This is a genomic window from Nonlabens sp. SY33080 (assembly GCF_011784885.1).
Lineage (GTDB): Bacteria > Bacteroidota > Bacteroidia > Flavobacteriales > Flavobacteriaceae > Nonlabens > Nonlabens tegetincola.
Window position 1 is genome coordinate 2297826 of sequence record NZ_CP050461.1, and the last position, 25142, is coordinate 2322967.

The 25142-nt window shown below is 36.3% G+C and carries 17 protein-coding genes; 9 read left to right on the forward strand and 8 right to left on the reverse strand.

The features are described 5' to 3' along the window. Positions 1-78: 78 nt before the first annotated feature. A complete protein-coding gene (locus HCN53_RS10390) occupies positions 79-2565 on the reverse strand; it encodes a ligase-associated DNA damage response DEXH box helicase (protein ID WP_167342897.1) in 2487 nt (828 codons plus the stop codon). A 139-nt stretch (positions 2566-2704) separates the two neighbouring features. Here HCN53_RS10390 and HCN53_RS10395 point away from each other — a divergent pair, with 139 nt between their 5' ends. Next, entirely contained in the window at positions 2705-3007 is a 303-nt protein-coding gene (locus tag HCN53_RS10395; RefSeq protein WP_167342898.1) for a hypothetical protein, read from the forward strand. On the opposite strand, the gene HCN53_RS10400 is transcribed toward HCN53_RS10395, so the two are convergent. Beyond that, a complete protein-coding gene (locus HCN53_RS10400; protein WP_206063922.1) occupies positions 3008-3547 on the reverse strand; it encodes an alpha-ketoglutarate decarboxylase in 540 nt (179 codons plus the stop codon). 116 nt (positions 3548-3663) lie between these two features. Here HCN53_RS10400 and HCN53_RS10405 point away from each other — a divergent pair, with 116 nt between their 5' ends. Beyond that, positions 3664-6414 carry a 2-oxoglutarate dehydrogenase E1 component gene (locus HCN53_RS10405; RefSeq protein ID WP_167342900.1) on the forward strand — a complete coding sequence of 917 codons (2751 nt, stop codon included), beginning with the start codon at positions 3664-3666 and terminating at the stop codon, positions 6412-6414. Between the two features lie 3 nt (positions 6415-6417). After that, complete coding sequence (gene odhB, locus HCN53_RS10410) at positions 6418-7701, forward strand: 2-oxoglutarate dehydrogenase complex dihydrolipoyllysine-residue succinyltransferase (protein WP_060523334.1); 1284 nt, start codon at positions 6418-6420, stop codon at positions 7699-7701. A gap of 72 nt (positions 7702-7773) precedes the next feature. On the opposite strand, the gene fabD is transcribed toward odhB, so the two are convergent. Both fabD and HCN53_RS10420 read right to left on the reverse strand, forming a co-directional pair. Continuing rightward, a complete protein-coding gene (gene fabD / locus HCN53_RS10415; RefSeq protein WP_167342901.1) occupies positions 7774-8658 on the reverse strand; it encodes an ACP S-malonyltransferase in 885 nt (294 codons plus the stop codon). 87 nt (positions 8659-8745) lie between these two features. Then, positions 8746-9669 (reverse strand): dihydrofolate reductase, encoded by a 924-nt coding sequence (locus tag HCN53_RS10420; protein ID WP_317168764.1) that lies wholly within the window; start codon positions 9667-9669, stop codon positions 8746-8748. Between the two features lie 20 nt (positions 9670-9689). Between HCN53_RS10420 and HCN53_RS10425 the strand changes: the two genes are divergently transcribed. From HCN53_RS10425 to HCN53_RS10440, 4 genes are all read left to right on the forward strand, one after another. Continuing rightward, positions 9690-10772 (forward strand): aminotransferase class V-fold PLP-dependent enzyme, encoded by a 1083-nt coding sequence (locus HCN53_RS10425; RefSeq protein ID WP_167342902.1) that lies wholly within the window; start codon positions 9690-9692, stop codon positions 10770-10772. 19 nt (positions 10773-10791) lie between these two features. Continuing rightward, the gene (locus tag HCN53_RS10430; protein ID WP_167342903.1) at positions 10792-12888 is read left to right on the forward strand and encodes a T9SS type B sorting domain-containing protein; all 2097 of its coding nucleotides are present in this window, start codon (positions 10792-10794) and stop codon (positions 12886-12888) included. Positions 12889-13039: 151 nt separating this feature from the next. After that, positions 13040-13840: a hypothetical protein gene (locus HCN53_RS10435; protein WP_167342904.1), complete on the forward strand. Its 801-nt coding sequence runs from the start codon at positions 13040-13042 to the stop codon at positions 13838-13840. Positions 13841-13982: 142 nt separating this feature from the next. Further along, positions 13983-15551 carry a family 16 glycosylhydrolase gene (locus HCN53_RS10440; protein WP_167342905.1) on the forward strand — a complete coding sequence of 523 codons (1569 nt, stop codon included), beginning with the start codon at positions 13983-13985 and terminating at the stop codon, positions 15549-15551. 44 nt (positions 15552-15595) lie between these two features. On the opposite strand, the gene HCN53_RS10445 is transcribed toward HCN53_RS10440, so the two are convergent. Beyond that, entirely contained in the window at positions 15596-16525 is a 930-nt protein-coding gene (locus tag HCN53_RS10445; RefSeq protein WP_167342906.1) for an alpha/beta hydrolase, read from the reverse strand. A gap of 17 nt (positions 16526-16542) precedes the next feature. Continuing rightward, positions 16543-19392 (reverse strand): DNA polymerase I, encoded by a 2850-nt coding sequence (polA, locus tag HCN53_RS10450; RefSeq protein WP_167342907.1) that lies wholly within the window; start codon positions 19390-19392, stop codon positions 16543-16545. Between the two features lie 110 nt (positions 19393-19502). On the opposite strand from polA, the gene HCN53_RS10455 reads away from it, so the two are divergent. Together HCN53_RS10455 and HCN53_RS10460 are read left to right on the forward strand one after the other, a co-directional pair. Next, positions 19503-20747 carry a metallophosphoesterase gene (locus tag HCN53_RS10455; RefSeq protein ID WP_167342908.1) on the forward strand — a complete coding sequence of 415 codons (1245 nt, stop codon included), beginning with the start codon at positions 19503-19505 and terminating at the stop codon, positions 20745-20747. 44 nt (positions 20748-20791) lie between these two features. Beyond that, positions 20792-21088 carry a thioredoxin family protein gene (locus HCN53_RS10460; RefSeq protein WP_042276304.1) on the forward strand — a complete coding sequence of 99 codons (297 nt, stop codon included), beginning with the start codon at positions 20792-20794 and terminating at the stop codon, positions 21086-21088. A gap of 1 nt (position 21089) precedes the next feature. On the opposite strand, the gene HCN53_RS10465 is transcribed toward HCN53_RS10460, so the two are convergent. Both HCN53_RS10465 and HCN53_RS10470 read right to left on the reverse strand, forming a co-directional pair. After that, positions 21090-21707 (reverse strand): polysaccharide deacetylase family protein, encoded by a 618-nt coding sequence (locus HCN53_RS10465; RefSeq protein WP_167342909.1) that lies wholly within the window; start codon positions 21705-21707, stop codon positions 21090-21092. Positions 21708-21709: 2 nt separating this feature from the next. Beyond that, complete coding sequence (locus HCN53_RS10470; RefSeq protein ID WP_167342910.1) at positions 21710-25081, reverse strand: DUF2723 domain-containing protein; 3372 nt, start codon at positions 25079-25081, stop codon at positions 21710-21712. Positions 25082-25142 lie beyond the last annotated feature (61 nt).

The window sequence follows — 25142 nt, forward strand, 5'->3', positions numbered from 1 at the left end:
AAATCTTGTAAGCATTACTTTTCTCAAGGCGTTTAGACTTGATTTATCACAATACTTATTTACTGGAACATAATACAATTATTCCCATTTCAATTGCATTCGTTTAATGCGGTCAGCTAGTTTTTCACTCGATAATTTAGCTCTCAATCTATCGGTAATTATGGGGAATGAAAAGGGTGTAGGTTTATCACACTGATTCCAGATGATATCTTGCGACTTGATACGTTCTAGGCTTTCGCGCAAGCGGTATTCTTCTATTTGTTGCTCGTAAGTTTCTGTATAAGCTTGTCGCAAGAGAAGATTATCTGGTTCATTGTCTTTGAATACTTCAAATAATAATTGACTGCTGTTTTGTAAATGTTTTGTTTTAATGATTTTGTTAGGATAACCAGTAAAGACCAATCCTGCAATTACTGCGATATCTCTAAACTGTCTTTTAGCTAATTCTGTGGCATTAACACTAGCTATCATGTCTTGGGATAGCATATCGGGTGTAAGTAGATTGTTATCCAATAGGTCTTGCATATTAAAAGGCTGATCACTTAGTAATTCAAAACCGTAATCGTTAAAGGCAAGTGAAAAAGAAATGGGCTGAAGCAAACTTACTCTATAAGCGATCAAACCTGCCATGGCTTCATGAACAAATCTTCCTTCAAACGGATAAAATACCGAATGGTATCCTTCTCTAGTTTTAAAGGTTTCTATTAAAAATTGATCAGGTAGTGGTATGATGCTTTCTTGTTGTTGACGTTTAATAATATCTTTAAGAGCTTGCACCTCTGGTGATTTCTTTTTTCCTGTTTGAAAATTTATCATCTCCTCCCTAAGCAATTCACCTAATTGAGAGCTCAGCGGTAAACGACTACCTTGCCAATTGCTCACTTGTCCTTTCTTTTTATTTGAAATGCGTACTTGTGCTACCATTCCCTTTAGTCTTACAAATTCTAAAGTGCGTCCAGCAAATACAAACACATCACCACGATTAAGTTTACTTATAAAATACTCTTCAATAGTTCCTACATATCCGCCTGTCACGTATTTCACAGTCACATCTTGTCCTGTAACGATGGTTCCTATTTGTAATCGATGTCTCATCGCTATTGCTCTAGAATCGATAAAATACCGACCGGTATCATCTATTTCTACTTTTTTATATTCATCGTAGTTACTTAAACTATTGCTTCCATGAACAATAAAATTGAGACACCATTGCCATTCTTCCTGGCTAATGGATTGAAAGCAAAATGTTTGTTTAATTTCCTTATAAATTTGATCGGGATAAAAACCACCACCTACCGCTAGTGTACATAGATATTGAATGAGCACATCGTAACATAATAGGTAGGGCAGCCTGTCTTCAACGGCTTGATTTGTTACCGCTTTTTGCAGCGCACTTGCTTCAATAAGTTCAAGTGCGTGTGTAGGTAAAAAGTAGATTACACTGGTCTCGCCAGGTCTATGGCCACTACGACCAGCCCTTTGTAAAAATCGCGCAACCCCTTTTGGACCACCTACTTGGATGATTGTTTCTACCGGTGCAAAATCTACTCCTAAATCTAATGATGAGGTACAAACACAAGCCTTTAACGACTCATTGCGTATCGCGTTTTCTACCCATATGCGAGTTTCTTTATTAATAGATCCATGATGCATAGCTACCTCACCAGCAAATTCTGGATGGCTGCTCATCAATGCTTGAAACCATATTTCACATTGCGCTCTTGTGTTTGTAAATATTAAAGTGCTTTTACTGGAGTTTATTATGTGTACAACGTCTTCCAATAAGTGCAAACCTAAGTGGCCTCTCCATGGCATTTTATCCATCTTTTTTGGGATGATGGATTGTACCTTAATGTCCTTTTTAATATTTGCCTTTATTAAAACACGATCTTTAGGGATTACATTGTCATTCAATTGCGTATTATGTTCGTGGGTAGGAACGCCTAATAAGACATCTTGAGCCTGATTTAAATTTCCAATGGTAGCACTAATTCCCCAAATCCTTATTCCTGAACTTATTGTTCTCAAACGGGAAATGGCTAGTTCCATTTGTACACCTCGTTTAGTGCCCAGCAGCTCATGCCATTCATCAATGACTAGAGCTTCACAGGTTTTAAAAGTATTATTACGATCTTTACTTGCTAGTAATAAATGTAAACTTTCAGGAGTTGTAATTAATAAATCCGGCATGCTCTTTTTTTGAGCGCTTCTTTCCTTGCTCGATGTATCACCTGTTCTTATTCCTACTTTGAAGGGTAGTTCAATAGCATCTACAAAGGATTGTGTGGTTTGTGCGATTTCATTTGATAGAGATCGTAAAGGTGTTATCCAGACAGCTTTTAATCCTTTACTGGGCTTTTTCTTATAATCGGGATTTTGTTTGATGTAATTTAATACTATCGCGATCCAGAGAGCATACGTTTTACCACTACCCGTTGGTGCATTGAGCAAGCCGTGTTTTCCTTTTAAAAAGGCATTCCATGAGTTTTTTTGAAAAGGAAACGATGTCCATCCTTTATCTTCAAAAAAAGTTTCGGCAATTTTAAATAGATCTTTATTGGTCATGTATTGAGTATGCTATCCAATTTTACTCTTTTTGTCTGTAAAAAGTTGTTACTATTACCTTAATTTGTTGTTTGAGTGAATTATTAAAAGATTCGCTTTCGCGAAAGCGTGAAACAAACCATTTACAAAAAAGTATAAAATGTCTCATCAATTAGAGCTTATTAAAGATAAGCTGCAACGACATCATGTGTTCAGTCTGTATCGCAATCAAATCAATAAAGATTTGGAGCGCAGTGGTTATCCAGTTGTGCAGTCTGACACGCCAGACGATTTTCTGGAATCTGTTATCCAATTATTGTCAGATGCAATAGAAGATAGCGATCCCAAGTTACAGCAATTGTATTACCTGGCAGATGTGCAGGAACGACATTTGGAACATGGTATAGTAATGGGGTTCTTGTATCGAGAATGGGTGAAAATTCAATTTAGATTGAGGCAATAATTAGAATAGTAATCTTACAAAGGGTTGTAAACCATTGTTGTAGATGCTTTTATCATCATTGTAAAGAATGTCGTACCTAAATCCAATAACAAAATTCCCTTGTCGATAACCAGCACCTAGAAATAGTGCAGGTACCCAGTACTCTCTATCCAAAGCGCTGTTTTCAAAATTTTGATTCACGTAGAAATATTCAAAATCGGCGCTTACCTGCAAATAATCAATAGGATTTGCAATACCAATTATACTAGTTCCATAAATATTTGACGAGAAATCTTGAAAACTAGCATTATTAACATCTCTTTCAGAATAGCTGTAATTTAAGCCTAAACCAACCCCAAAATTAGGTTTAAGTTGATAAATAGCTTGTGGAGCAATAATGATTGAGGTGAAATTGTTATTAAATCCAGCTCCAATATTTCCTCCAAATCTTACTTTATTCCAAAAATCTGACTCTGTGGTAGTAGACTGACTGAAAGATTTACAAATTACTAAGGTAAAAATTATGAAAAATGCAATAATGTTAGAATGTCTGTTTTTCATTATTCTGAGTTTTAGGAATTTCAATCGTTATAAATATACAAAAGTCGATGTCAAGCGAGCACTTTTCTTTACTTTTGCTATCATATTTGAAAAAAAGGAAATTTCCTTACAATTTTATGGATAAGTATTCATTTCTGAACGCAGCACACACTGCTTACTTTGCTCAGCTTTACGACGAATATTTGATCAATCCAGATCGCATTGAACCTTCATGGAGAGCTTTCTTCCAAGGCTTTGATTTCGGTATGGAAAGTGCTCATGAAGGTGACTTAGTAGTAGAACATCAGGGAAGCAGCGTTACAGTTCCCGATAATGTTAAAAAAGAATTTCAAGTTGTTAAACTTATAGATGCCTATCGTTCTAGAGGACATTTGTTTACAAGAACAAATCCGGTAAGAGAGCGACGTAACTATGAGCCTAAATTAGATATCCAGAACTTTGGATTGTCTAATGAAGATTTGGGCAAAGAGTTTGATTCTGGAGAACTTATAGGTATAGGTAAAGCTACACTTCAAACTATCATAGATCATCTTAAGATGGTTTACTGTGAAAGTATAGGTGTAGAGTATATGTATATAAGAAAACCAGATGAGGTAAAGTGGATACAAAACTGGTTACACCAAAATAATAATCACGCAAAATTTAATGAAAATCAGAAAAAACAAATTCTGAAAAAATTAAACGAAGCAGTATCTTTTGAATCTTTCTTACATACAAAATATGTAGGTCAAAAAAGATTCTCATTAGAAGGTAACGAGTCTTTAATTCCTGGTCTTGATGCATTAATTGAAAACGCTGCCGATAAAGGCGTTAATCAATTTGTACTAGGAATGGCACACCGTGGACGTCTTAATGTTCTTACCAATATATTTGGTAAGCCAGTAACTGATATCTTTTCAGAATTTGATGGAAAGGATTATGAACAAGACATCTTTGATGGTGATGTTAAGTACCACTTAGGTTACACAAGCAAGCGCAAGACTGATAATGGAAATGATATAAATATCAATATTGTTCCTAATCCATCACACCTTGAAACTGTAGGAGCGGTCGTAGAAGGTATAGCAAGAGCTAAACAGGACATGCACACACCTAATGATATGAGTAAGACATTACCTATCGTATTACATGGTGATGCTGCTGTCGCTGGACAGGGTATTGTTTATGAAGTGGTGCAAATGGCACAGCTAGAAGCTTATAAAACAGGAGGAACTATTCATGTTGTTGTTAATAATCAGGTAGGTTTTACAACTAATTACTTAGATGCTAGATCAAGTACATATTGTACTGATATAGCAAAAGTTACTTTATCACCAGTTCTTCATGTAAATGCCGATGATGCCGAAGCTGTAGTCCATGCGATGAATTTTGCGCTAGATTACAGAATGGAATTTGGGCGTGATGTTTTTATTGACCTATTAGGTTATAGAAAATACGGTCACAATGAAGGTGATGAACCTATGTTCACCCAACCCCAATTATATAAAGCAATAAAAAAGCATAAGAATTCTAGAGATATTTATGCTGATAAATTGCTTAAAGAAGGACTGATCAATAAGGATCACATAAAGAATCTTGAGAAGTCCTACAAAGAAGGATTAGAAGAAGAACTAGAAAGTTCGCGAAAAAAAGAAAATACCATCATCACACCTTTCATGCAAGATGAGTGGGAAGGATACCACACAGCAACTGAGGATAAAATGATGGAAAAAGTGCCTACTGGAGTAAAAAGAGAGGTGCTTGAAAAAATCACCAAAACAATCTCCCAACTTCCAGAGGATCGTAATTTCATACGTAAAATCAAGAAAATTGTTGAGGTTAGACAAACCATGTTTGATAAGGATGAGCTAGACTGGGCAATGGGAGAACACCTAGCCTATGGTAGCTTAATGCTTGAAGGATATAACATACGTATGAGTGGTCAGGATGTAGAACGCGGTACATTCTCACACCGTCATGCAGTTGTAAAGTCAGAAAATCAAGAGCAAGAGTTTATCCTTCATAACAATCTAGACGCAACTGGTAAATTTGAGATTTACAATTCACATCTTTCAGAATATGGTGTTGTAGGGTTTGAGTATGGATATGCACTAGCAAGGCCAAAAACATTGACTATTTGGGAAGCCCAGTTTGGAGATTTCTCAAATGGTGCACAGATCATGATTGACCAGTATATCAGTGCTGGAGAAGATAAGTGGAAAAACCAAAACGGGCTGGTAATGCTTTTACCACATGGTTATGAAGGTCAAGGAGCTGAACACTCTAGTGCTCGTCCCGAACGTTACCTGCAACTATGTGCTAGAGATAATATGTTTGTTGCAAATTGTACAACTCCGGCAAACATGTTCCACCTATTGCGTCGTCAAATGGTTGTGGATTATCGTAAACCACTTATCGTGTTCACTCCAAAATCCTTGCTTAGATTGCCGGCAGCGGTAAGTAAAGTAGAAGAGTTTGAAAATGGACATTTCCAAGAAATTATCGATAGTGATGCTGGTGATTCCGCTTTCGCGAAAGCAAAAACACTAGTGTTTACATCAGGTAAATTCTACTACGATTTATTAGAGTATAGAAAAGAGAATAATCGTAACGATGTTGCCATCGTACGTATTGAACAACTATTCCCTTTACCAGTAAATCAAATTCAAGAAATTATAAAAAATTACGGTAGCGAGGACATCGTTTGGGCTCAAGAAGAGCCTCGTAACATGGGAGCATATGCTCACTTGCTACTACACATGCCAGAAACAAGAAACTGGCGAGTATGTTCAAGAAATATGTATGCCGCACCAGCAACGGGTAGTGCAACTCGTTCAAAATTGCGTCATAGTAAAGTAATAGAAGACGTTTTTAATAACAATAAGTAAATTATGGCTCTAGAAATGAAAGTGCCTTCACCAGGCGAGTCGATTACAGAAGTAGAAATCGCAGAATGGCTCGTTGCCGATGGCGACTGGGTAGAAAAAGACCAGGCAATTGCCGAGGTAGATAGTGATAAAGCAACCCTAGAATTACCAGCAGAAGCTAGTGGTATTATAACCTTAAAAGCAGAAGAAGGTGATGCTGTTGCAGTAGGTGAAGTAGTTTGTTTAATTGATACTGAAGCTCCAAATCCAAATGGAGGTTCTCAAGATGTAAATAACGAGAGCTCAACCTATGAAGGTGGTGATGAAGGTGGTGGACAAGCAGCTGAAAAAGAGCAGGCAAAAAGTGCACCCGACTCAAAATCTACTAGTCATGATAAAGCACCACAACCTACACAGGCTAAAGAGTCTTATGCTACAGGTACAGCTAGTCCAGCAGCTAAGAAAATTTTAGATGAAAAAGGTATCGATGCTGGTAGTGTTAAAGGTACTGGTCGCGATGGTCGTATAACAAAAGAAGATGCGGTAAGCGCAACACCTTCTATGGGAACACCTGGAGCTGGCTCTAGAGGAGTTTCTCGATCTAAATTATCCATGCTGCGTCGTAAAGTAGCAGAACGTTTAGTAAGTGCAAAAAATGAAACAGCAATGTTGACCACCTTTAACGAGGCAAACATGCAACCTATTTTTGACTTACGTAAAGAATATAAAGAAGACTTTAAAGCAAAACACGGAGTTTCTCTAGGCTTTATGTCCTTCTTTACCAAGGCAGTAGTACGTGCCCTAGATTTATATCCTGCTGTGAACAGTATGATTGATGGTAAAGAAATGATTACTTATGATTATAAAGATATTTCTATTGCAGTATCAGGTCCTAAAGGATTAATGGTGCCTGTAATACGAAATGCAGAGAATCTAAGTTTTAGAGGAGTAGAGGCAGAAGTAAAACGTCTAGCATTGCGTGCTCGTGATGGACAAATCACAGTTGATGAGATGACGGGTGGAACCTTTACTATTTCAAATGGAGGAGTTTTCGGTAGCATGATGAGTACTCCTATTATTAATCCACCTCAAAGTGGTATTTTGGGAATGCACAATATTATTGAGCGACCAATTGCAGAAAATGGACAAGTTGTAATACGTCCTATGATGTACCTAGCTTTATCTTACGATCATAGAATTATCGATGGTAAGGAATCTGTAGGCTTCTTAGTAGCTATTAAAGAAGCACTAGAAGATCCTATCAATTTATTGATGGATGGCGATGTGAAGAAAGCGCTTGAAATGTAAAACATTTTAAAAGGAATAAAAAAAACCCTATTCTTAATTGAATAGGGTTTTTTGCTTTTGTTCTAGTATGAATTATTCTATAGTTGCACTACTTGTGGTAACTTCTCTATCGATCTTTTTAATCATTCCTTGCAGCGCGCGACCAGGCCCTACTTCAATAAACTCATTAGCACCATCCTTGATCATTTCTTGAATGGATTGTGTCCATTTTACAGGTGCCGTAAGTTGATAAATAAGGTTTGTTTTTATATCGTCGGTATTGTTTAGAGCAAACGTGGTTACGTTCTGGTAAATAGGACAAATTGGTTTTGAAAATTCTGTAGCTTCAATAGCTGCGGCTAGTTCTTCTCTTGCAGGTTCCATTAACGGAGAATGAAAAGCACCACCTACTGGAAGTATTAAAGCACGTTTTGCTCCTGCCGCCTTTAATCTTTCACAAGCTTCCTCAACAGCAGGTACTGCTCCAGAAATTACTAATTGTCCAGGACAATTATAGTTGGCAGCAACAACAGTTCCTTTTACTTCTTTACAAACCTGTTCTACAACATCATCTGTCAAGCCTAAAATTGCGGCCATAGTACTAGACTGTATTTCACATGCGGCTTGCATCGCTAGTGCTCGTTTAGAAACTAGATTAAGTCCGTCCTCAAATTTTAAACAATTTGTAGCAGTAAGTGCACTTAATTCTCCTAAAGAATGTCCAGCTACCATATCCGGATTAAAGGCATCGCCCATCGTTTTTGCTAGAATTACAGAATGTAAAAAAACGGCAGGTTGTGTAACCTTAGTTTGCTTAAGTTCTTCTGCTGTTCCTTCAAACATGATTTTGGCAATGTCAAATCCTAGTTGCTCGTTTGCTTTTTCAAATAAAGCCCTTGCAGAGGCGTGATTATCATATAAGTCTTTTCCCATTCCTGTGAACTGGGCTCCTTGTCCAGGAAAAACGTATGCTTTCATATTAGTAATTTTTCAGGTTGTAAAAGTAGGCTTTTGTAGGTTTACTTGCTATAACTTGTTTGCAGGTGTCCTTTATCTTGATTATTGTTATTTACGCTTCCAAGTTTCAAAATCAAAAGCATAGTCATGCTTATCATCCTTAGGATGATGTTCTTTATTTATAAGATTCCACTCGTTCGTATCGATTTCTGGAAAAAAAGCATCAGCAGTGAAAGAGCCATGAACTCTAGTAAGTTCAATGTGAGTGGCGTACGGTAGAGCTAGTTGATAAATTTCTCCACCACCTATTATAAACGGTTTTTCATCTTCACTTGCTGCTGCAAGGGCAGTTTCCATGTCGTGGACTACGATGGCCTGTGAGGTTTTGTAATTTTTATCACGTGTGAGTACGATATGAGTGCGATTAGGTAAAGGTTTTGGGAAGGACTCAAAAGTTTTTCTTCCCATAATAATATGATGACCAGTTGTAATAGCTTTGAAACGTTTAAAGTCGTCTGGCAAATGCCATACTAAATCACCATCTTTCCCCAATTCATTATTGCTGCCTGCAGCTGCAATCATGGTCAAAGTTTTATTGTTTGAAGATTGAGATATGATTTTTGTTTTAGGTAAAGGCTTTTCACTATTAATTTTAGATTCAAGCTGTGCGATGCGTTCTTGTTGTTTTTGAACCAATCGGTTGTACTGTTTTTTTTCCCATTCTGGACCCAGCAGTCTATTTGTGATGAATACTTTAAATGCGTGATAAATCAATAATAACAACCAAACAAACAGTACCCATATCCACCATTCCACACCTAGAAATTTAATAGGTTCACTTTGCATAAGAACTTGCGAGATGATTATTAAACCAATAGCTCCTACAAGGAAAACAACAAAATGAGTGAATAGACCACGTTTTTCCTTAATGCGTCGTTGGGCATTTTCTATAAGTTCCTTTTGTAGAGGATCGATTTCTGGTACGTGTTTCTTTTTAAAACCGAACATGATTAGTTGTATTTTTATACTCAAATGTACAGTATAAAGACTTTATGGACTCATCCCTTATCAAGAATTTAAGAGCAGCTTACCCTATTCTTAATAGGTACACTTATTTAAATGTGGCTAATCACGGGTTGCTTTCTCAAGCGGTCATTAATGAACGCATTCACATACTACATCAATTAAGAGATGAAGGATCAAAGTTTACAAACCTTTCCAGTAATTTGATTGATGCCTGCAGGAAACGTCTATCGCAATTTCTTGATTCGCATATTGATTACACAGCTTTTATTCCTAATTTTTCACAAGCTTTTATTCACGTTTTGCATACTCTGGATAAGGAATCTAAATTTTTATTAATTGAAGATGATTACCCATCACTTAACGATGCTGTAAGGCAACGAGGTTTTATTACTCAATATGTTACTGTGGACAATGAAATTGAGCAGAAAATCCTAGAAGCTTTTAAAGAGGAAGCTCCTGATTTTTTCTGCTTTAGTATGGTTCAATATATTTCTGGCATTCAATTAAATAATGAATTCATAAAACAACTTAAACTCGAATTTCCCGATACGGTTTTTATTGCAGATTTAACTCAATACGTGGGATGTGAAGAGTTTCGCTTTCGCGAAAGCGGAATAGATATAATCATCGCAAGTTGTTACAAATGGCTACACGCAGGTGATGGAATAGGATTTATTTCAATTCAACCAGATTCATATTCAAAAGTATCTAGTCATTTAAATCAACGTATAAATACTCGTTTGGATAATCGCAGTTTAATGATACAGCAGTTTGAGCCAGGACATGTTGATTTGCTAGCTATATCTTCATTGAATCTAGCTTTAAAAGAAGTAGAAAAAATAGGAATTCAAAATATTGAATTAAGGCATAAAACGTTGTCCAAGAATGTATTTCAAGAATTTAAGCAGCGTAAGTTGTTAGATCCATCTGTCATGCACAGAGAATCCCATTCTGGTATATTTAACATCAATGGTGATGAACTATTGTATCAAAAGTTGCTTGATTCAAATATTATAACCTCGTTACGAGGTCCCGGTATAAGGGTGAGTTTTTGTTATTTGAATACGCTCGAGGAATTGCGCCACTTATTACAAGTACTGGATAAATAATTAAACCTATTTTTACTACATGAAGCGTTTTAAAATTTTACAGTTTATTATTTGTTTAGTGATTGGTTTTTCCTCGGTTGCTCAAAATCCTAATGATTGTACCAATGCCATTTTACTTTGTGGTAATACAGATTTAGGATTAACACCATCAGGAGCTGGGACCAATGATTTTGCAAGCCCCAACAATCAAGTCCCTTCTTGTTATAATTTTCCGGTAGATCAGGCCTGGTTTAGGGTAGAAATTGAAAATACTGGAAGCTTCACATTTGATTTGGTGCCCGATGTTGCAAATGCTGATTATGATTTTGCTGTCTTTGGACCTGTGACAGATTGTAGTAATTTGGGAGCTGCAATTAGATGTAGCAGTACAAACCCACAATCTGCTGGTGTTTCAGGTAACACAGGATTAAATGATACAGAGACTGATATAACAGAAGGTCCTGGTGCAAATGGGAATGGATATTTAAGAGAGATTGATGCTACAGCTGGTGAAGTGTATTATATTATTGTAGGACTTGCAGTAGGTACAGGAGGATTTCAACTTAATCCTGGAGGAACGGCAACCTTGCCGCCAGCTCCTATAGCAAATCCTGTACAAGATCAAGAGTTTTGTGATAACCTAGGGCCACAAGACGGAATTAGAGAATTTGATTTTACCCAGTTTGACGCTACTATTATAAATGGTCAATCCAACGTAATTGTAACTTATCACGAAAACCTGAATGATGCTAATATAGGTACTAATGCATTATCATTTCCTTATACAAATTCAACAAGTACTTTTTCAGTATTTGCTAGAATTGAACGTACTGACTCAAATTGTACTGACTTTACAGAGTTTGAAATTGTGGTTGATGAAAATGGTATACCTACTGATCTTGATGAAGTAGTTGTATGCTCAGTTAATAATACCCAGTCTTATGATCTTGCTGCAAATCTAGATTTATTTGTAGCAAATGCGAGTTCGTACAACATTACCTATCATGATACTGAACAAGATGCTTTTAACGACACCAATCCTATAAATCCAAATGTTACAGCTACTACCACCCAAACTTTTTATTTTTTAAAGGTTACCGATCCAGCAGGTATTATTTGTGATTCTGTGGTTCGAGTTCCTTTAAGACTTTATAATCCACCAGTTGTGCAAAATCCTAATAATTATCTTGTTTGTGATATAGAAAATGATGGGTTAGAGCAAATTGTTTTAAGTGATTTAACGTCTGAGATACTTGGTGCTTTAGACCCAAATTTATTTGAAGTAAGGCATTATCTAACTAATAATGATCGCTCAGTACCTACCAATAATCTATCGGGCACACCGCAAATTTCACAACCTGTTACTAGTATTTTTTCTCGTGTTACTGATGTAAATTCAGGATGCTTTACTGATTTAGATTTTAATGTTGTATTAAATAGAACGCCTGACTTAAGGATGCAGGACCCAATAATTATATGCGAAGAGAATACACAGCCTATTACAATAGGTGTGGAATTTGGATTTGAATTCTACGAATGGAGTACAGGTGAAAGTGGACAAGACACCAATACAATTGATGTACTCTCACCGGGATCTTATACGGTAACTGTTACAAACAATGAGGGATGTACCTCTCAGCTGACTATCGAGGCTCTACCATCTTCAAAAGCTACTATTGATGAAATCATCACTCAGGATTTTAGAAATGGCGATAATACAGCTACAATACTGGTAAGCGGTTCTGGAGACTACGAATTTTCAGTAGATGACGGTGCTTATCAAACTTCTAATTTCTTTGATGGATTGTACAAAGGCTATCATGATCTAAGGGTAAGAGATAGAAACGGATGTGGAGTAATTTTTGCCACTTTTGTAACATTGGATTATCAACGTTTTTTTACTCCAAATCAAGATGGCTTTAATGATTACTGGACATTTGACGGACTTAAAGAATATCCAGGAGCTCAACTTTTTATTTATGATCGTCAAGGTAAGTTACTTAAGCAGTTATCGCCAGATACAGTAGGTTGGGATGGTACGTATAATGGTAACCCTTTACCTTCATCCACTTATTGGTTTACACTAGAGATTGAAAATAGACCAAAGGTTTCAGGAAATTTTGCTCTGGTTAGATAAAAATCGATGAATAGCATTTGTTTTAATTGAATTCACCGATTAAAACGGTGTTAAATTCGATTAAAAACAATGGTTAACAATTGATAATTATTTTTTTTGTCCTTTCGTCTATAGAAACTTTATTTGCGTTGATTTTAAAAGAAAACGTATTATGAAGTCCCTGAAAATTCTATTTTTTCTAGTTCCTTTTGTTATATATTCTCAAGTTGGTCTTAATACTAGTTCACCAGAAGGAGTGCTCGATATAGTTTCTTCCAATACGGGTGTTTTATTACCTAGAATAGCGCTTTCATCCAGTGCGGATAACACTACTATAATAAACCCTAATGGAGGTCCTATCGCCGATGGTACCATTGTTTATAACACAGGAACCGGCGGTTTAACACCTGCAGGAATTTTTATTTTTGAAAGCGGTAGTTGGGCACTTATGACTACAGATAGAGAAAAACAAATTCACTTTGGAACAATAACAATAACAAGCAGTGGATCAGTATCTGTTACAGGTGTAGGGTTTGAGCCATCTAGTGTTGAATTTGTTGCGATAAATAGGGTGCAAACAGCTAACGAAGGAGCGTCTCGATCTGGTCAAAATAATAGCAATGATATTAGAATGGCTGGTGGAATGACAACTGGTTTTGCCCAAAATAATGGCGGTACCATAGATCAATATGCAATGGCAACTGGTTTAAGTGGCTCTAGTATAAATAACATTGGAACTTATTCTTCTACTAACCATTGTTTTGCCGCATTATTTGTAAATAATAATGGAGAGCCTATTCACGATAATGGATCAGCTACTGGTGGTACTGATGCTCAAGAAGGCTTGATAAGAGCCTCAATGACTTCTTTTGATACCGATGGATTTACGATTAATGTAGATAGATTCCTTGCGGGCTCTAGCACCAATAGTAGAGAGAATCAGATCGTGGTAATGTATAAAGCTTACAGATAGACTTATATAAATCTATGATTTGAGTTGAAGCATGTTTATTTGAAGAAAAAAAGTAAGGAAAAGTAAATAGTAGCACCTCTGTATAGTTTTTGTAGAGGTGGTAAATAGGTGTCGTGTATGCTGGTTCAGTTACATTTGATACATGAAAATTTATAGTCTTTTCTTCTTTATTATAGGATTTTGTTGGTCCAATAGCCAGCAATTACCGTTAGATTTTGAAAACAATTCTTTTCCTTTTTCTTCGTTTTCGGGATCAGGATTTTCCTTTAGAGGTGATCCTTCACAAGCAGGTAACCAAGTGGGTGAATTTTTCAATAATGGTGCTGCTGCTTATCAAGGGTTTTTTATTGATTTAGGAACACCTGTAGATTTAGATAACGATCCAAATCTATCTCTGAGGTTTTATGCCTTTGATCCAAATAGTCATAACATTATAGTAAAACTTGAGAATGGGATAAATACTGATATTGAAGTCAGTACAACAGTAGTTAATTCTCAAAATATTTGGACAACACTCAATTTTGACTTTTCAAATGCTATAGAAACGACTACAGGAAATACAGTTACTGGAACGGGTACTTACAGTCGGATAACCTTGTTTATCGATGGTGGTTCCTTAACACCTGGAACCTACCTCATAGACGATATCGATAACAATGCTGTCGTATCTCCACCACCTAATCCTATTGATGTAGTCTATACAGATCTTGTATGGTCAGATGAATTTAATACACCTGGTTTCAACAATCCTGTTGATCCAACAAAGTGGTTTCATCAAACACAAATGATTACTCCAACAGGATGGGCAAACGGCGAGATTCAGCACTATACAAATCGATTAGATAATTCTTATGTAGAAAATGGAATGCTGCATATAGTTGCAAAAAGAGAAAATTTTACTGATCAAGGTGAGACGAAACAATATACTAGTGCTAGATTGAATTCTAAGTTTGCGTTTACTCATGGTAGAGTAGACGTAAGGGCTAAACTACCAATGGGTGATGGTACGTGGCCAGCTATTTGGATGTTAGGTAAAAATATAAATGAAGATGGTGGTTATTGGGACAGCCAGTTCGGTACAACTAATTGGCCTTTGTGTGGGGAAATCGATATTATGGAACATGGATTAGGGCCCGTAAACCAGGTTTCTGCGGCCTTACATACAAATTGTTCAGGATGTTTTGGAGCAACCATGAATTATCAGCCGTTTATGTTATCAGATGTTGCAAATACGTTTCATATATATTCGGTAAACTGGTCGCCACAACAAATAACGTTTCTGATAGATGATGTTCCTTTTTATACCTATAACCCTACTATACGCAATGTCGATACTTGGCCATTTGATGCAGATCAATATTTATTATTGAATGTAGCCATGGGTGGTATTGCTGGAACGGTAGATCCTAATTTTGTGCAGAGTGATATGCAAATTGACTATGTACGTATTTATCAAAATGTGCTATCACTAGATGATGAATCTAGTTATACCTTAAAATTATATCCAAACCCTGCAAAAGAAAGGATTATCATAACATCTTCAAAAACCATAGATGAGTTATATATTTTTGATATGATGGGAAAACAGGTTTATTTCAATCAAAATAATATAGGAACTATTGATGTTTCTCAATTAAGTAATGGAACTTATTTACTTAAGGCAAGAATAGATGATATTGTTATAACTGATAAAGTTATTATCCATCACTAATAAACAGGTGTGTCAAAAAAATCACGTTCTCTTTAATTAGGTAACTATTGAAAAAGAAATTCTAAAGGGATAATAACTCTATCTCTCCAGGCATTTTCGCTGTGATTCTCTCCAGGGAAGTATCCCGTTCTCCAATTTTTAGCGGTGTAACCTTTCTCTTTAATAATGAAATCAACCTCTTTTTGAATCTCTGGATATAGGGCATCTAAAGTTTCATCACCACAGTCAAAATATAATTTGTGTGTAGCTGGATCTGGAAGATTGTTCTTTAAGTATTGTTTGAAGGTGTTTGGAATAGGATTGTTTTCCAAAGTAAACGTTCCAGGCCAGTGAGTTGAAAGACATGCAGCACCTCCAAAAACTTGTGGGTATTCACATAGAGCATACATAGAAATCAAGCCACCCATACTGCTGCCTGCAATAAAGGTGTTGCTTTTATCTGTATAGGTGTTGAACATCTCATCAATGTGAGGCTTTAACTCACGCACGATGAATTTCAAATAATTATCCGAAGTTGGAGTAAAGCTAAATTCAAGAGGAACATGCGACTGTTTTAATTGTTCGCTTACAATATTTCTTTCATCTTTAGTAAGCATTTCAAAAGGTTTTTGTGGGAAATAATCACTATGTCTAGTTTCACCACCATTCCAAATACCTACAATAATAAATTCCTTTGAACATGCATCTTTCTTATAGAGTTGATGTGCAGCCTCATCCATTTCCCATGACTGTTTATTCCACGATCCTTTAGCATCGTATAGCATTTGACCATCGTGCATGTATAAAACTGAATACCTTTTCTTTTTAGAATAATCATCTGGTAACCATATATCAATATTCCTAGCTGTAACGTAATTTGATTTAAAATCAGGAATTCGTTGAATACTACCTTGGGATACCTCTGGTAAATCCTCTTGAGAATGAGTACACGATATACTCATTAAAGTAATTATTAAGATAAAAGCTGTTTTCATCGAGATCTTTTTTTGACTTAATGCGCCTCTAACCAATCATTTCCTAAACCAACTTCAACATCTAAAGGTACACTCATTTTATAGGCATTTTCCATTTCTTTTTTTATGAGTTTTTTCATGTCTTCTAATTCATCATCATGAATATCAAAAACCAATTCATCATGCACCTGAAGTAGCATTTTTGATTTGCAATTTAATGCTTCAAACTTGTTGTGAATATTGATCATTGCTAACTTAATGATGTCAGCAGCACTACCTTGAATAGGTGCGTTCACCGCATTTCGTTCAGCAGCGCCTCGAACAACAGCATTAGAACTGTTTATATCCTTCAAGTAGCGTCTACGACCTAACACAGTTTCTACATATCCATTCTCTCTAGCAAAGTCGACTTGTTCTTGCATGTATGCTTTTAACTTAGGATAAGTTGCGTAATAGGTATCAATAAGCTCTTTAGCTTCACTACGAGATAAATCAGTCTGATTGCTTAAGCCAAATGCACTTACCCCATAAATAATCCCAAAGTTCACGGTCTTTGCATTACTACGTTGCTCACGGGTAACATCTTGAATAGGAACATTAAATACCCTTGCTGCTGTACTGGCATGAATATCTTCATTGTTTTGAAAAGCTGCAATCATGTTTTCCTCTTCACTTAATGCTGCAATAATGCGCAATTCAATTTGGGAGTAATCAGCCGCGACAAGCCTGTAATTTTCATTGCGTGGTACAAAAGCCTTACGCACTTGTCGGCCACGTTCAGTACGTATAGGTATGTTTTGTAAATTAGGATCTGTAGAGCTTAATCTTCCCGTTGCAGCTACAGTTTGCATGTAGTTAGTGTGTATGCGTTTCGTTTGTTGATTAACCTGATTAGGCAATGCGTCTACATAGGTTGATTTAAGTTTAGTGAGTCCTCGGTATTCTAAAACATTGGCAACAATTTGATGATCTTTAGCTAGATAACTTAGTACATCTTCTGCAGTAGAATATTGTCCTGTTTTAGTTTTCTTCGGCTTATCGACAAGTTTCATTTTGCCAAATAGTATTTCTCCTAATTGTTTAGGAGATCCTATGTTAAATTCTTCACCTGCAATTTCATATATGTTAGATTCTAATTGGGCTATGTCTTCTGTTAGCTTTCGCGAAAGCGTATCTAAATAATCGCAATCAAGATTTACACCTTCAATCTCCATAGCAGCAAGCACCTTCAAAAGGGGCATTTCTATTTCATGAAATAACTTATCAGTACCAGCAGCAGCTAGTTCTTTGATAAAAAATTCCTTAAGCTGGAACGTGATGTCTGCATCCTCTACGGCGTATTCTTTTACTTTCTCCAAATCCACGTCGCGCATGGATTTTTGATTTTTACCCTTCTTTCCAATTAATTCGGTAATACTTTGTGGCGTATAGTTCAAGTAGGTTTCTGCTAGGACATCCATATTGTGACGCATGTCAGGATTAATTAAATAGTGCGCTAGCATAGTGTCAAACATAGGGCCCTTTACTTTAACCTCATATTTGTCTAGTACTTTAATGTCGTACTTCAAATTTTGTCCAACTTTTTCAATCTGTTCAGATTCAAAAAATGGTTTTAACTGTTGTAATAGTTCTATGGCTTGTTCTTGATCCTCTGGAAAAGGTAAGTAATAACCCTTGCCTTTTTCCCATGAAAATGCAATTCCTACTAGTTGAGCTGTTAACGGATCAAGTCCTGTGGTTTCAGTATCAAAACAAACGCTGTTTTGATTCATTAAAGTCTGAATAAATAATTTTGTCCCCATTCCAGGCTGCACGATCTGGTACAAATGATCGGTGGTTGAAAGTGTATTACGACCAGTAGCATCAGCCTCTGCAGCGGTACCTGATCCCGGTGTAGAAAACAAATCAAATTGACCACTTGAAGAACTGGATCTGTTATCAGGCACCGTTTTTTTATTGTCTTCTTTGTAGTTAACACCAGGGATATTATCTGGAGCAAATATTTTGGCTAGTGTTTCTTTCGCACGACGAAATTCCAATTCATCAAAAATCTCATGAACTTTCTCAACATCTGGATCATCCAGTGTGTATTTACTTGCGTTAAATTGAACAGGGCAATCCAATTTAATGGTTGCAAGCTGTTTTGAAAGAAAACCTAATTCTCTATTAGCTTCTACTTTTTCTTTCATTTTACCTTTAAGTTGATCAAGGTTTTCATAAAGTCCTTCCATGGATCCATAGGCCTTAATAAACTTTTTTGCAGTTTTATCTCCTACTCCAGGTAACCCTGGAATGTTATCACTGGCATCACCCATCATTCCTAAATAGTCGATTACTTGTTCAGGTCGATCTACTTCAAACTTTTTTTGAACTTCGGGAATGCCCCATATTTCTATCCCATTGCCCATGCGAGCAGGACGATACATGTAGATATTGTCAGAAACTAACTGTGCATAATCCTTATCTGGTGTTACCATATAAACGGTAAATCCTTCTTTTTCGGCTTGTTTTGATAAAGTACCTATTAAATCATCGGCCTCGATACCAGCTTCCTCGATAATGGGAATGTGCATCGCCTTTAATATTTGTTGTATGTAGGGTACGGCTATTTTAATTGCTTCTGGTGTTTCGTCACGATTAGCTTTATAATCTGCATATAGTTCGGTACGCTCTGCACTTCCTTCCTTGTCAAAGGCAACAGCTAGATATTCTGGTTTTTCACGTCTTATAACATCAAAAAGGCTGTTAGTAAATCCCATTATGGCACTGGTATCCATGCCTTGTGAATTGATTCTAGGATTTTTAATAAGTGCATAATATCCTCTAAAAATTAAAGCATAAGCATCTAGTAAAAACAGTCTTTTATCGTCGGTTCCGTCGTTCGTCATGATGAAAATTTGAGAAGGTTAAAGATAAAACTATATGCTAGGGTGAGCAAGAGCGCCGGCTTTAACTTTATCTTAATCCATAACCTGTTGTATTGAGTTAATTTAGCGCCATGAGATTTATATATATCATAGGTTTTTTCATTATTGTTGAAATTTATGCTTTTCAACTTATTCGAGTACTAGCTAAGGGTCATTGGTGGAAATGGGTATATCTAGCTGTATCAATACTTATTTTCCTAAACGTTGTTTTACAATTCTATTTATCTCCAGATCGCACTCAAGTAGTTCCAGTAAGAGATTTTGCAGTAACCTTATTTTTGGCTTTTCTAGCAGCCAAAACGTTCTTCTTACTCATCATGTTCTTCGAGGATATTGTGAGGATTGTAGAAGGTGTTATCTCGCTTTCGCGAAAGCATAATTCTACCGACCTAGAAGGAATGTCTGACGCTAGCTCATCTTTCCTGCCTAGCCGTCGTTCATTTATAGCCAAAACGGGACTGGCACTAGCTGCATTGCCTTTTGGTGCTATTTTATATGGAGCCTGGAAAGGAAAATACAATTATCAAGTGCGTGAATATGAATTAAGTTTTGAGGATTTACCCGAAGAATTTAATGGTTATAAAATTTCTCAAATAAGTGATATTCACGTAGGTAGTTTTGATGACAAGGATGAGGTAGCCTATGCCATTGACCTTGTAAATAAACAACAAAGTGATGTCATATTGTTCACAGGTGATCTGGTTAATAACGTGGCACGAGAACTTTATGGTTGGGAAGAAATCTTGGGAAGATTAAAGGCCAAGGATGGTGTGTTTTCCGTGTTAGGGAATCATGATTATGGTGATTATGTGAATTGGGATAGTCAAAGTGAAAAGCGTAAAAATCTTGAAGAGTTGTTCGAAATTCAAAAGAATATGGGATGGCGATTAATGATGGATGAAGCACATGAAATTAAGAGAGGTGCGGATAGTTTACATATTGTAGGAGTTCAAAATTATGGTGGTGGACGTTTTCCTAAATATGGTAATCTAGACAAAGCTAGCGCCTCGTTGTCGGATTCTAGTTTTAAAGTTTTAATGAGTCATGATCCTAGTCACTGGGAATTACAAGTTAAAGATCACCCTAAAAAGTTTCATCTCACTCTAAGTGGTCATACTCATGGAATGCAGTTTGGTGTTGAGATACCTGGTTTTTTTAAATGGAGTCCAGTGAGTTTTGTTTACAAACGATGGGCTGGTATCTATAAGGAATTAGATCAATTTTTAAATGTTAACCGTGGATTTGGTTTCATAGGTTATTCTGGACGTGCAGGAATTTGGCCAGAGATAACAGTGATAACCTTAAAACGTGCTTAATAGAGTAAAGTTTCTTATTTTTGATAAGATAAGGTGTACTTGATATGTCAAAATTTGGCGAGCTTATAAATACTGAAAAACCTGTTCTACTTAGTTTTTTTACCGAGTGGAATGAGGAATCTCAAAGTATGCAGGATATTTTAAAAAATGTTGCTGCTACCCTTGGAGATCAAGCAAAAGTGATAAAAATCAATGTCGATAAGAATGTCGAGTTGTCCAATGCCCTACGTATTAAAACCTTGCCTACTTTTATCCTTTATAAGTCTGGTGAGATGATGTGGCGTCAAAGTGGAATACAAGATGGAAATGCTCTTGTTACCCTATTACAACAGTACTCTTAAATTAAAGTGTTGCTGTTTCCCAGCCGTTGTCCTTCACGTATTGTAAATATTCGGGAAGCACTTGTTTCAACATTTCTAGAAATTTGTCACTGTCATGAAACACAATAATACTTCCGTTTTTAGTATGCTTTTTTAACTGTTTTAATACAACCGTCGGGTTTTGATTAACATCAAAATCTCCTGAAAGTACGTCCCACATTGTAATTTGATACCCTAGTTTTTTTAATGAGTTATAAGTAGATAACCCCAATTTACCATACGGTGGTCTAAACAACATTGATTTAATAGAAAACTCTGCAAGCTTTACATTTTTAATGTATTGTTTGTCATTGGTTTTCCAACTATTTAAATGGTGTTGAGTATGATTACCTGTTTGATGACCACCATTTAATATACTGTCATAAAGATCAGGATGTTTAATTACATTATCTCCTACACAAAAAAAGGTAGCTTTCATTCCATAGGAATCTAAAAGCTCTAGAACATAAGCTGTTGCATCTGGTTGAGGTCCATCATCAAAGGTTAAATAAACTTTTTTTTCTGAACGGCTTTTGTGCCAGGTACAACCTGGGAAAAGGGAAGTGACCCAATCAGGATTATGAAAGGGATACCATCTCATTTTTAATCCAGGCTATCTGACTTTGGAGTTTGTAAAGATTCAAGATCAGTATTTTCCTCGTTTATTCTTAGTAATTCTAGCATTGCACTATCGATTAACGCAGGATCTAAATCGTCGCTATTTGACGATATAGTATTTACAATACTTAATTTTTCTCTAGGATCATACTGTTTAGGGAATCGCATCATATATTCATTAAAAATATCAATTTGCTCAGTAGCAAATTTCATATCTTTTGCTAGAATAGCAGACTGTACAAGGTTTCTATACCTCTCAACAGCAGTAATAATTGCAATGCTTACATCTTCACCTTGATCGTCAATATTAAAGTTCTCATAGAACTCTAATTCATCTTGATATTTGGCAATTACTCTCAATAGTAAATCACGTGCTTTTTCTCTTTTATCGATATTATAATAACCAGTCACAAAAGGTTCTATCATAGAATAATGCCCAAATAATTCTAAAGGCATTTTTTCCATTCCCAGGTCTAGGATTTCCTCAGCTTTATCTAGTTTGCCTTCTTCGGTAAGTGCGGTAGCTACTCGGGTGATATTACTTCTAAACCCTACACTATTGCGTCTAGTTTCTACATCGTGTAAAACATCTGGATTACCGCTGTTGCCCCATTTCCAACTTTTTAATACCTCATATCCATGATCAGCATCAACGCGACCCATTGAAAATGGATCTCTAGGGTCGTATTCTGATTTTATAGGTATTAGACGATAAGCGCAGCCATCTAATTGAAGATAATCTTTCATCCAGATATAGTCTTCGTCACCAAAGGCACCACCAGAAAAATAAATAGGTCGTTCCCAGTTATTAGCTGCAAGAATATCCAGCATGAACATTCTGTTTTTATATACATAATCACTGTCTAGTTCAATGATTATTTCGTCAACTATTTTATCAGCATCTTTTTCAGGTACAACACCATTAGCTAGTACAGCCTGCTTATTGACAGGAACTCGTATGAATTTACTAGGATAAGTATGCTCTTCATAAGGCCCGAATCGATCTTCCATGGTATAACGCTTGTTGCTGCGTACCCATGCCATCCAGTCTGTGATGTCCAGCGTATCTTTAAGGAATGCCTTAGGAGCACCCATTTCAACAGCTTTTTCTTTATCTAATGGTAATAAAACATCTCTAGTGCCGTAGGTGTAATCGCTGTGTGATAAAGTGCTAGGAACTGGAGCGCTGTCCCATGCTTGTTTTTTCATATCATCCATATACCAGGCTGTGCTTAATAGGGAAGTACATACAACCCTAACATCAGTGCGATAATTCTCAACCTCTTGTAAATACCATAAAGGGAACGTGTCATTGTCACCTATTGTAAATATCATGGCGTTAGGTAGGCAGCTATCCAAGTATTTACGCGCATTTTCTAAGGCAGAGTATTTTCCTGATCTATCATGGTCGTCCCAGTTTTGAACACCCATGAGTAAAGGTGCTGCTGCAAAACAAGCTACGAGTGAAACTAATTGTGCTGGCTTTGATTTTATAAGGTCTCTTAATCCTTCATAGATAGAATAAACTCCCATTCCTATCCACATAGAAAATACTAAAAAGGAACCTACATAGGCATAATCACGTTCTCTTACTTGAAAAATGGCTTGATTAAGATAAATAATTATGGCAATCCCGGTGAAAACAAAAAGTACTAGGGTAACATAAAAAGACTTTTTATCTTTTGTAAAATGAAAAATAGCACCTAATAAACCTAGGATTAATGGTAAAAAGAAATAAGTGTTGCGTGCAGGATTATTTAACATGTCCTCACTTAACTCATCTTGATTACCTAGTCTGAATTCATCAATAAACTTAATTCCGCTTATCCAGTTACCATTAAATGGATCCCATTCTCCTTGAACATCATTCTGTCTTCCGGTAAAATTCCACATGAAGTATCTTAAGTACATGTATGAAATTTGATAATTCAACATGTAATCTACGTTTTGAAAGAACCCTGGTTTTGAAACAGTAATATAATCTCTTAAACCTACAATGGCATTGATATACTCGTTAGTTTCAATTTTTCCTGATTTGTAATCTAGTTCTAACTGGCCTAAAACCTCTAGTAGTTGTGGATTGTTTTCATACCCTTTTTTGATTTCATAAGGCAGCTCACCCATGTATTCAACATAATTAGTAGCCCTACTACCGTCGGTCATTCTAGGAAAAAATCCTTTGTGATCGCTATGGGTGTTTTGAGCAGCATCCTCATAATTATTTACGATCACGTACTTTCCTAATTCATCATTGCGTTCATATTTAGGTTTCTCATCCACGTAAGGCTCGTCAGGATCTAGACCTACATACCTATCGGTAAATGAAGGTCCGTAGAAAATAGTTTGTTTAGGATACTGTTCACGATTATAGTAAGCCAGTAATGATCGTGCGTCCTCGGGACGGTTTTCATTTATAGGAACTCCAGCATTTGATCTTATGGGTAACATTACCCATGAGGAAAAACCTATAAGGATAAATGCGATACTTAGTGTTATGGTATTTAGTAGTGGTAGATTACGCTTTCGCGAAAGCGTAATTAAATAAATGAATAAGGCTACAATTAAAACAAAAACTATAATAGTACCATAATTGAATGGCAACCCAATGTCATTGACAAAGAAAATTTCCAGTTGGCCAAAAATAGCCAAGGTATTAGGTCCTAAGAATAGGAAAACAAATAGAAGGACTGCGACAACAGCGACATTTGCGAGTATGAAATTAAGAGGAGTGATTTTTTTATAATGCTTGAAGTACCATAAAAGTCCAATAGCTGGTATGGTAAGTAATCCTAGAAAGTGCACTCCAAAGGAAAGACCTATAATAAATGAGATTAAAATAAGCCAGCGATTACCTCTAGGTTTAAGCATGTCGCGTTCCCACAAAAGGCCTAGGTAAAACATTAAACTCATGAGCATGGTTGTCATGGCGTATACTTCTGCCTCTACAGCATTAAACCAAAAGCTATCAGTTACAGCAAAGGCTAATGAGCCTATCATTGCGCTACCTAGAACCATAGTATCGCTTGCCTTATCTTTAAGTATGTGGTTTTTAAGTAATAAAGTGAGTGACCAAAACATAAAAAGCACAGCAAAGGCACTTGAGAACACCGACATCAAATTCACCATGTAGGCGATTTGAGTAGCATCGGTAGTGAAAATTGAGAAGAATGCGCCTAGCATTTGATACAACGGTGCTCCAGGTGGATGTCCTACCTCGAGCATTGCCGATGTTGCGATGTACTCACCAGCGTCCCAAAAACTAATTGTAGGTTCTACTGTAAGCCAGAATATGGTTAAGGCGATGGCAAAGGTGATCCATCCAATGATTTTATTTAGTTGATCGTAATTCCAATTCATAATTGTGGTAAAATCTATGGGCGAAAATAAGCATTCTTATTCATGCTTTTGTAAAGCATAA

What these genes read in the sequence shown, in the direction of transcription:
- HCN53_RS10455 (WP_167342908.1), top strand. Translation starts at nt 19,503, where the DNA reads ATGAGATTTATATATATCATAGGTTTTTTCATTATTGTTGAAATTTAT.
- odhB (WP_060523334.1), top strand. Translation starts at nt 6,418, where the DNA reads ATGGCTCTAGAAATGAAAGTGCCTTCACCAGGCGAGTCGATTACAGAA.
- HCN53_RS10440 (WP_167342905.1), top strand. Translation starts at nt 13,983, where the DNA reads ATGAAAATTTATAGTCTTTTCTTCTTTATTATAGGATTTTGTTGGTCC.
- HCN53_RS10425 (WP_167342902.1), top strand. Translation starts at nt 9,690, where the DNA reads ATGGACTCATCCCTTATCAAGAATTTAAGAGCAGCTTACCCTATTCTT.
- HCN53_RS10465 (WP_167342909.1), bottom strand. Translation starts at nt 21,707, where the DNA reads ATGAGATGGTATCCCTTTCATAATCCTGATTGGGTCACTTCCCTTTTC.
- HCN53_RS10460 (WP_042276304.1), top strand. Translation starts at nt 20,792, where the DNA reads ATGTCAAAATTTGGCGAGCTTATAAATACTGAAAAACCTGTTCTACTT.
- HCN53_RS10430 (WP_167342903.1), top strand. Translation starts at nt 10,792, where the DNA reads ATGAAGCGTTTTAAAATTTTACAGTTTATTATTTGTTTAGTGATTGGT.
- HCN53_RS10435 (WP_167342904.1), top strand. Translation starts at nt 13,040, where the DNA reads ATGAAGTCCCTGAAAATTCTATTTTTTCTAGTTCCTTTTGTTATATAT.
- fabD (WP_167342901.1), bottom strand. Translation starts at nt 8,658, where the DNA reads ATGAAAGCATACGTTTTTCCTGGACAAGGAGCCCAGTTCACAGGAATG.
- HCN53_RS10445 (WP_167342906.1), bottom strand. Translation starts at nt 16,525, where the DNA reads ATGAAAACAGCTTTTATCTTAATAATTACTTTAATGAGTATATCGTGT.
- HCN53_RS10390 (WP_167342897.1), bottom strand. Translation starts at nt 2,565, where the DNA reads ATGACCAATAAAGATCTATTTAAAATTGCCGAAACTTTTTTTGAAGAT.
- HCN53_RS10395 (WP_167342898.1), top strand. Translation starts at nt 2,705, where the DNA reads ATGTCTCATCAATTAGAGCTTATTAAAGATAAGCTGCAACGACATCAT.
- HCN53_RS10470 (WP_167342910.1), bottom strand. Translation starts at nt 25,081, where the DNA reads ATGAATTGGAATTACGATCAACTAAATAAAATCATTGGATGGATCACC.
- HCN53_RS10405 (WP_167342900.1), top strand. Translation starts at nt 3,664, where the DNA reads ATGGATAAGTATTCATTTCTGAACGCAGCACACACTGCTTACTTTGCT.
- polA (WP_167342907.1), bottom strand. Translation starts at nt 19,392, where the DNA reads ATGACGAACGACGGAACCGACGATAAAAGACTGTTTTTACTAGATGCT.
- HCN53_RS10400 (WP_206063922.1), bottom strand. Translation starts at nt 3,547, where the DNA reads ATGAAAAACAGACATTCTAACATTATTGCATTTTTCATAATTTTTACC.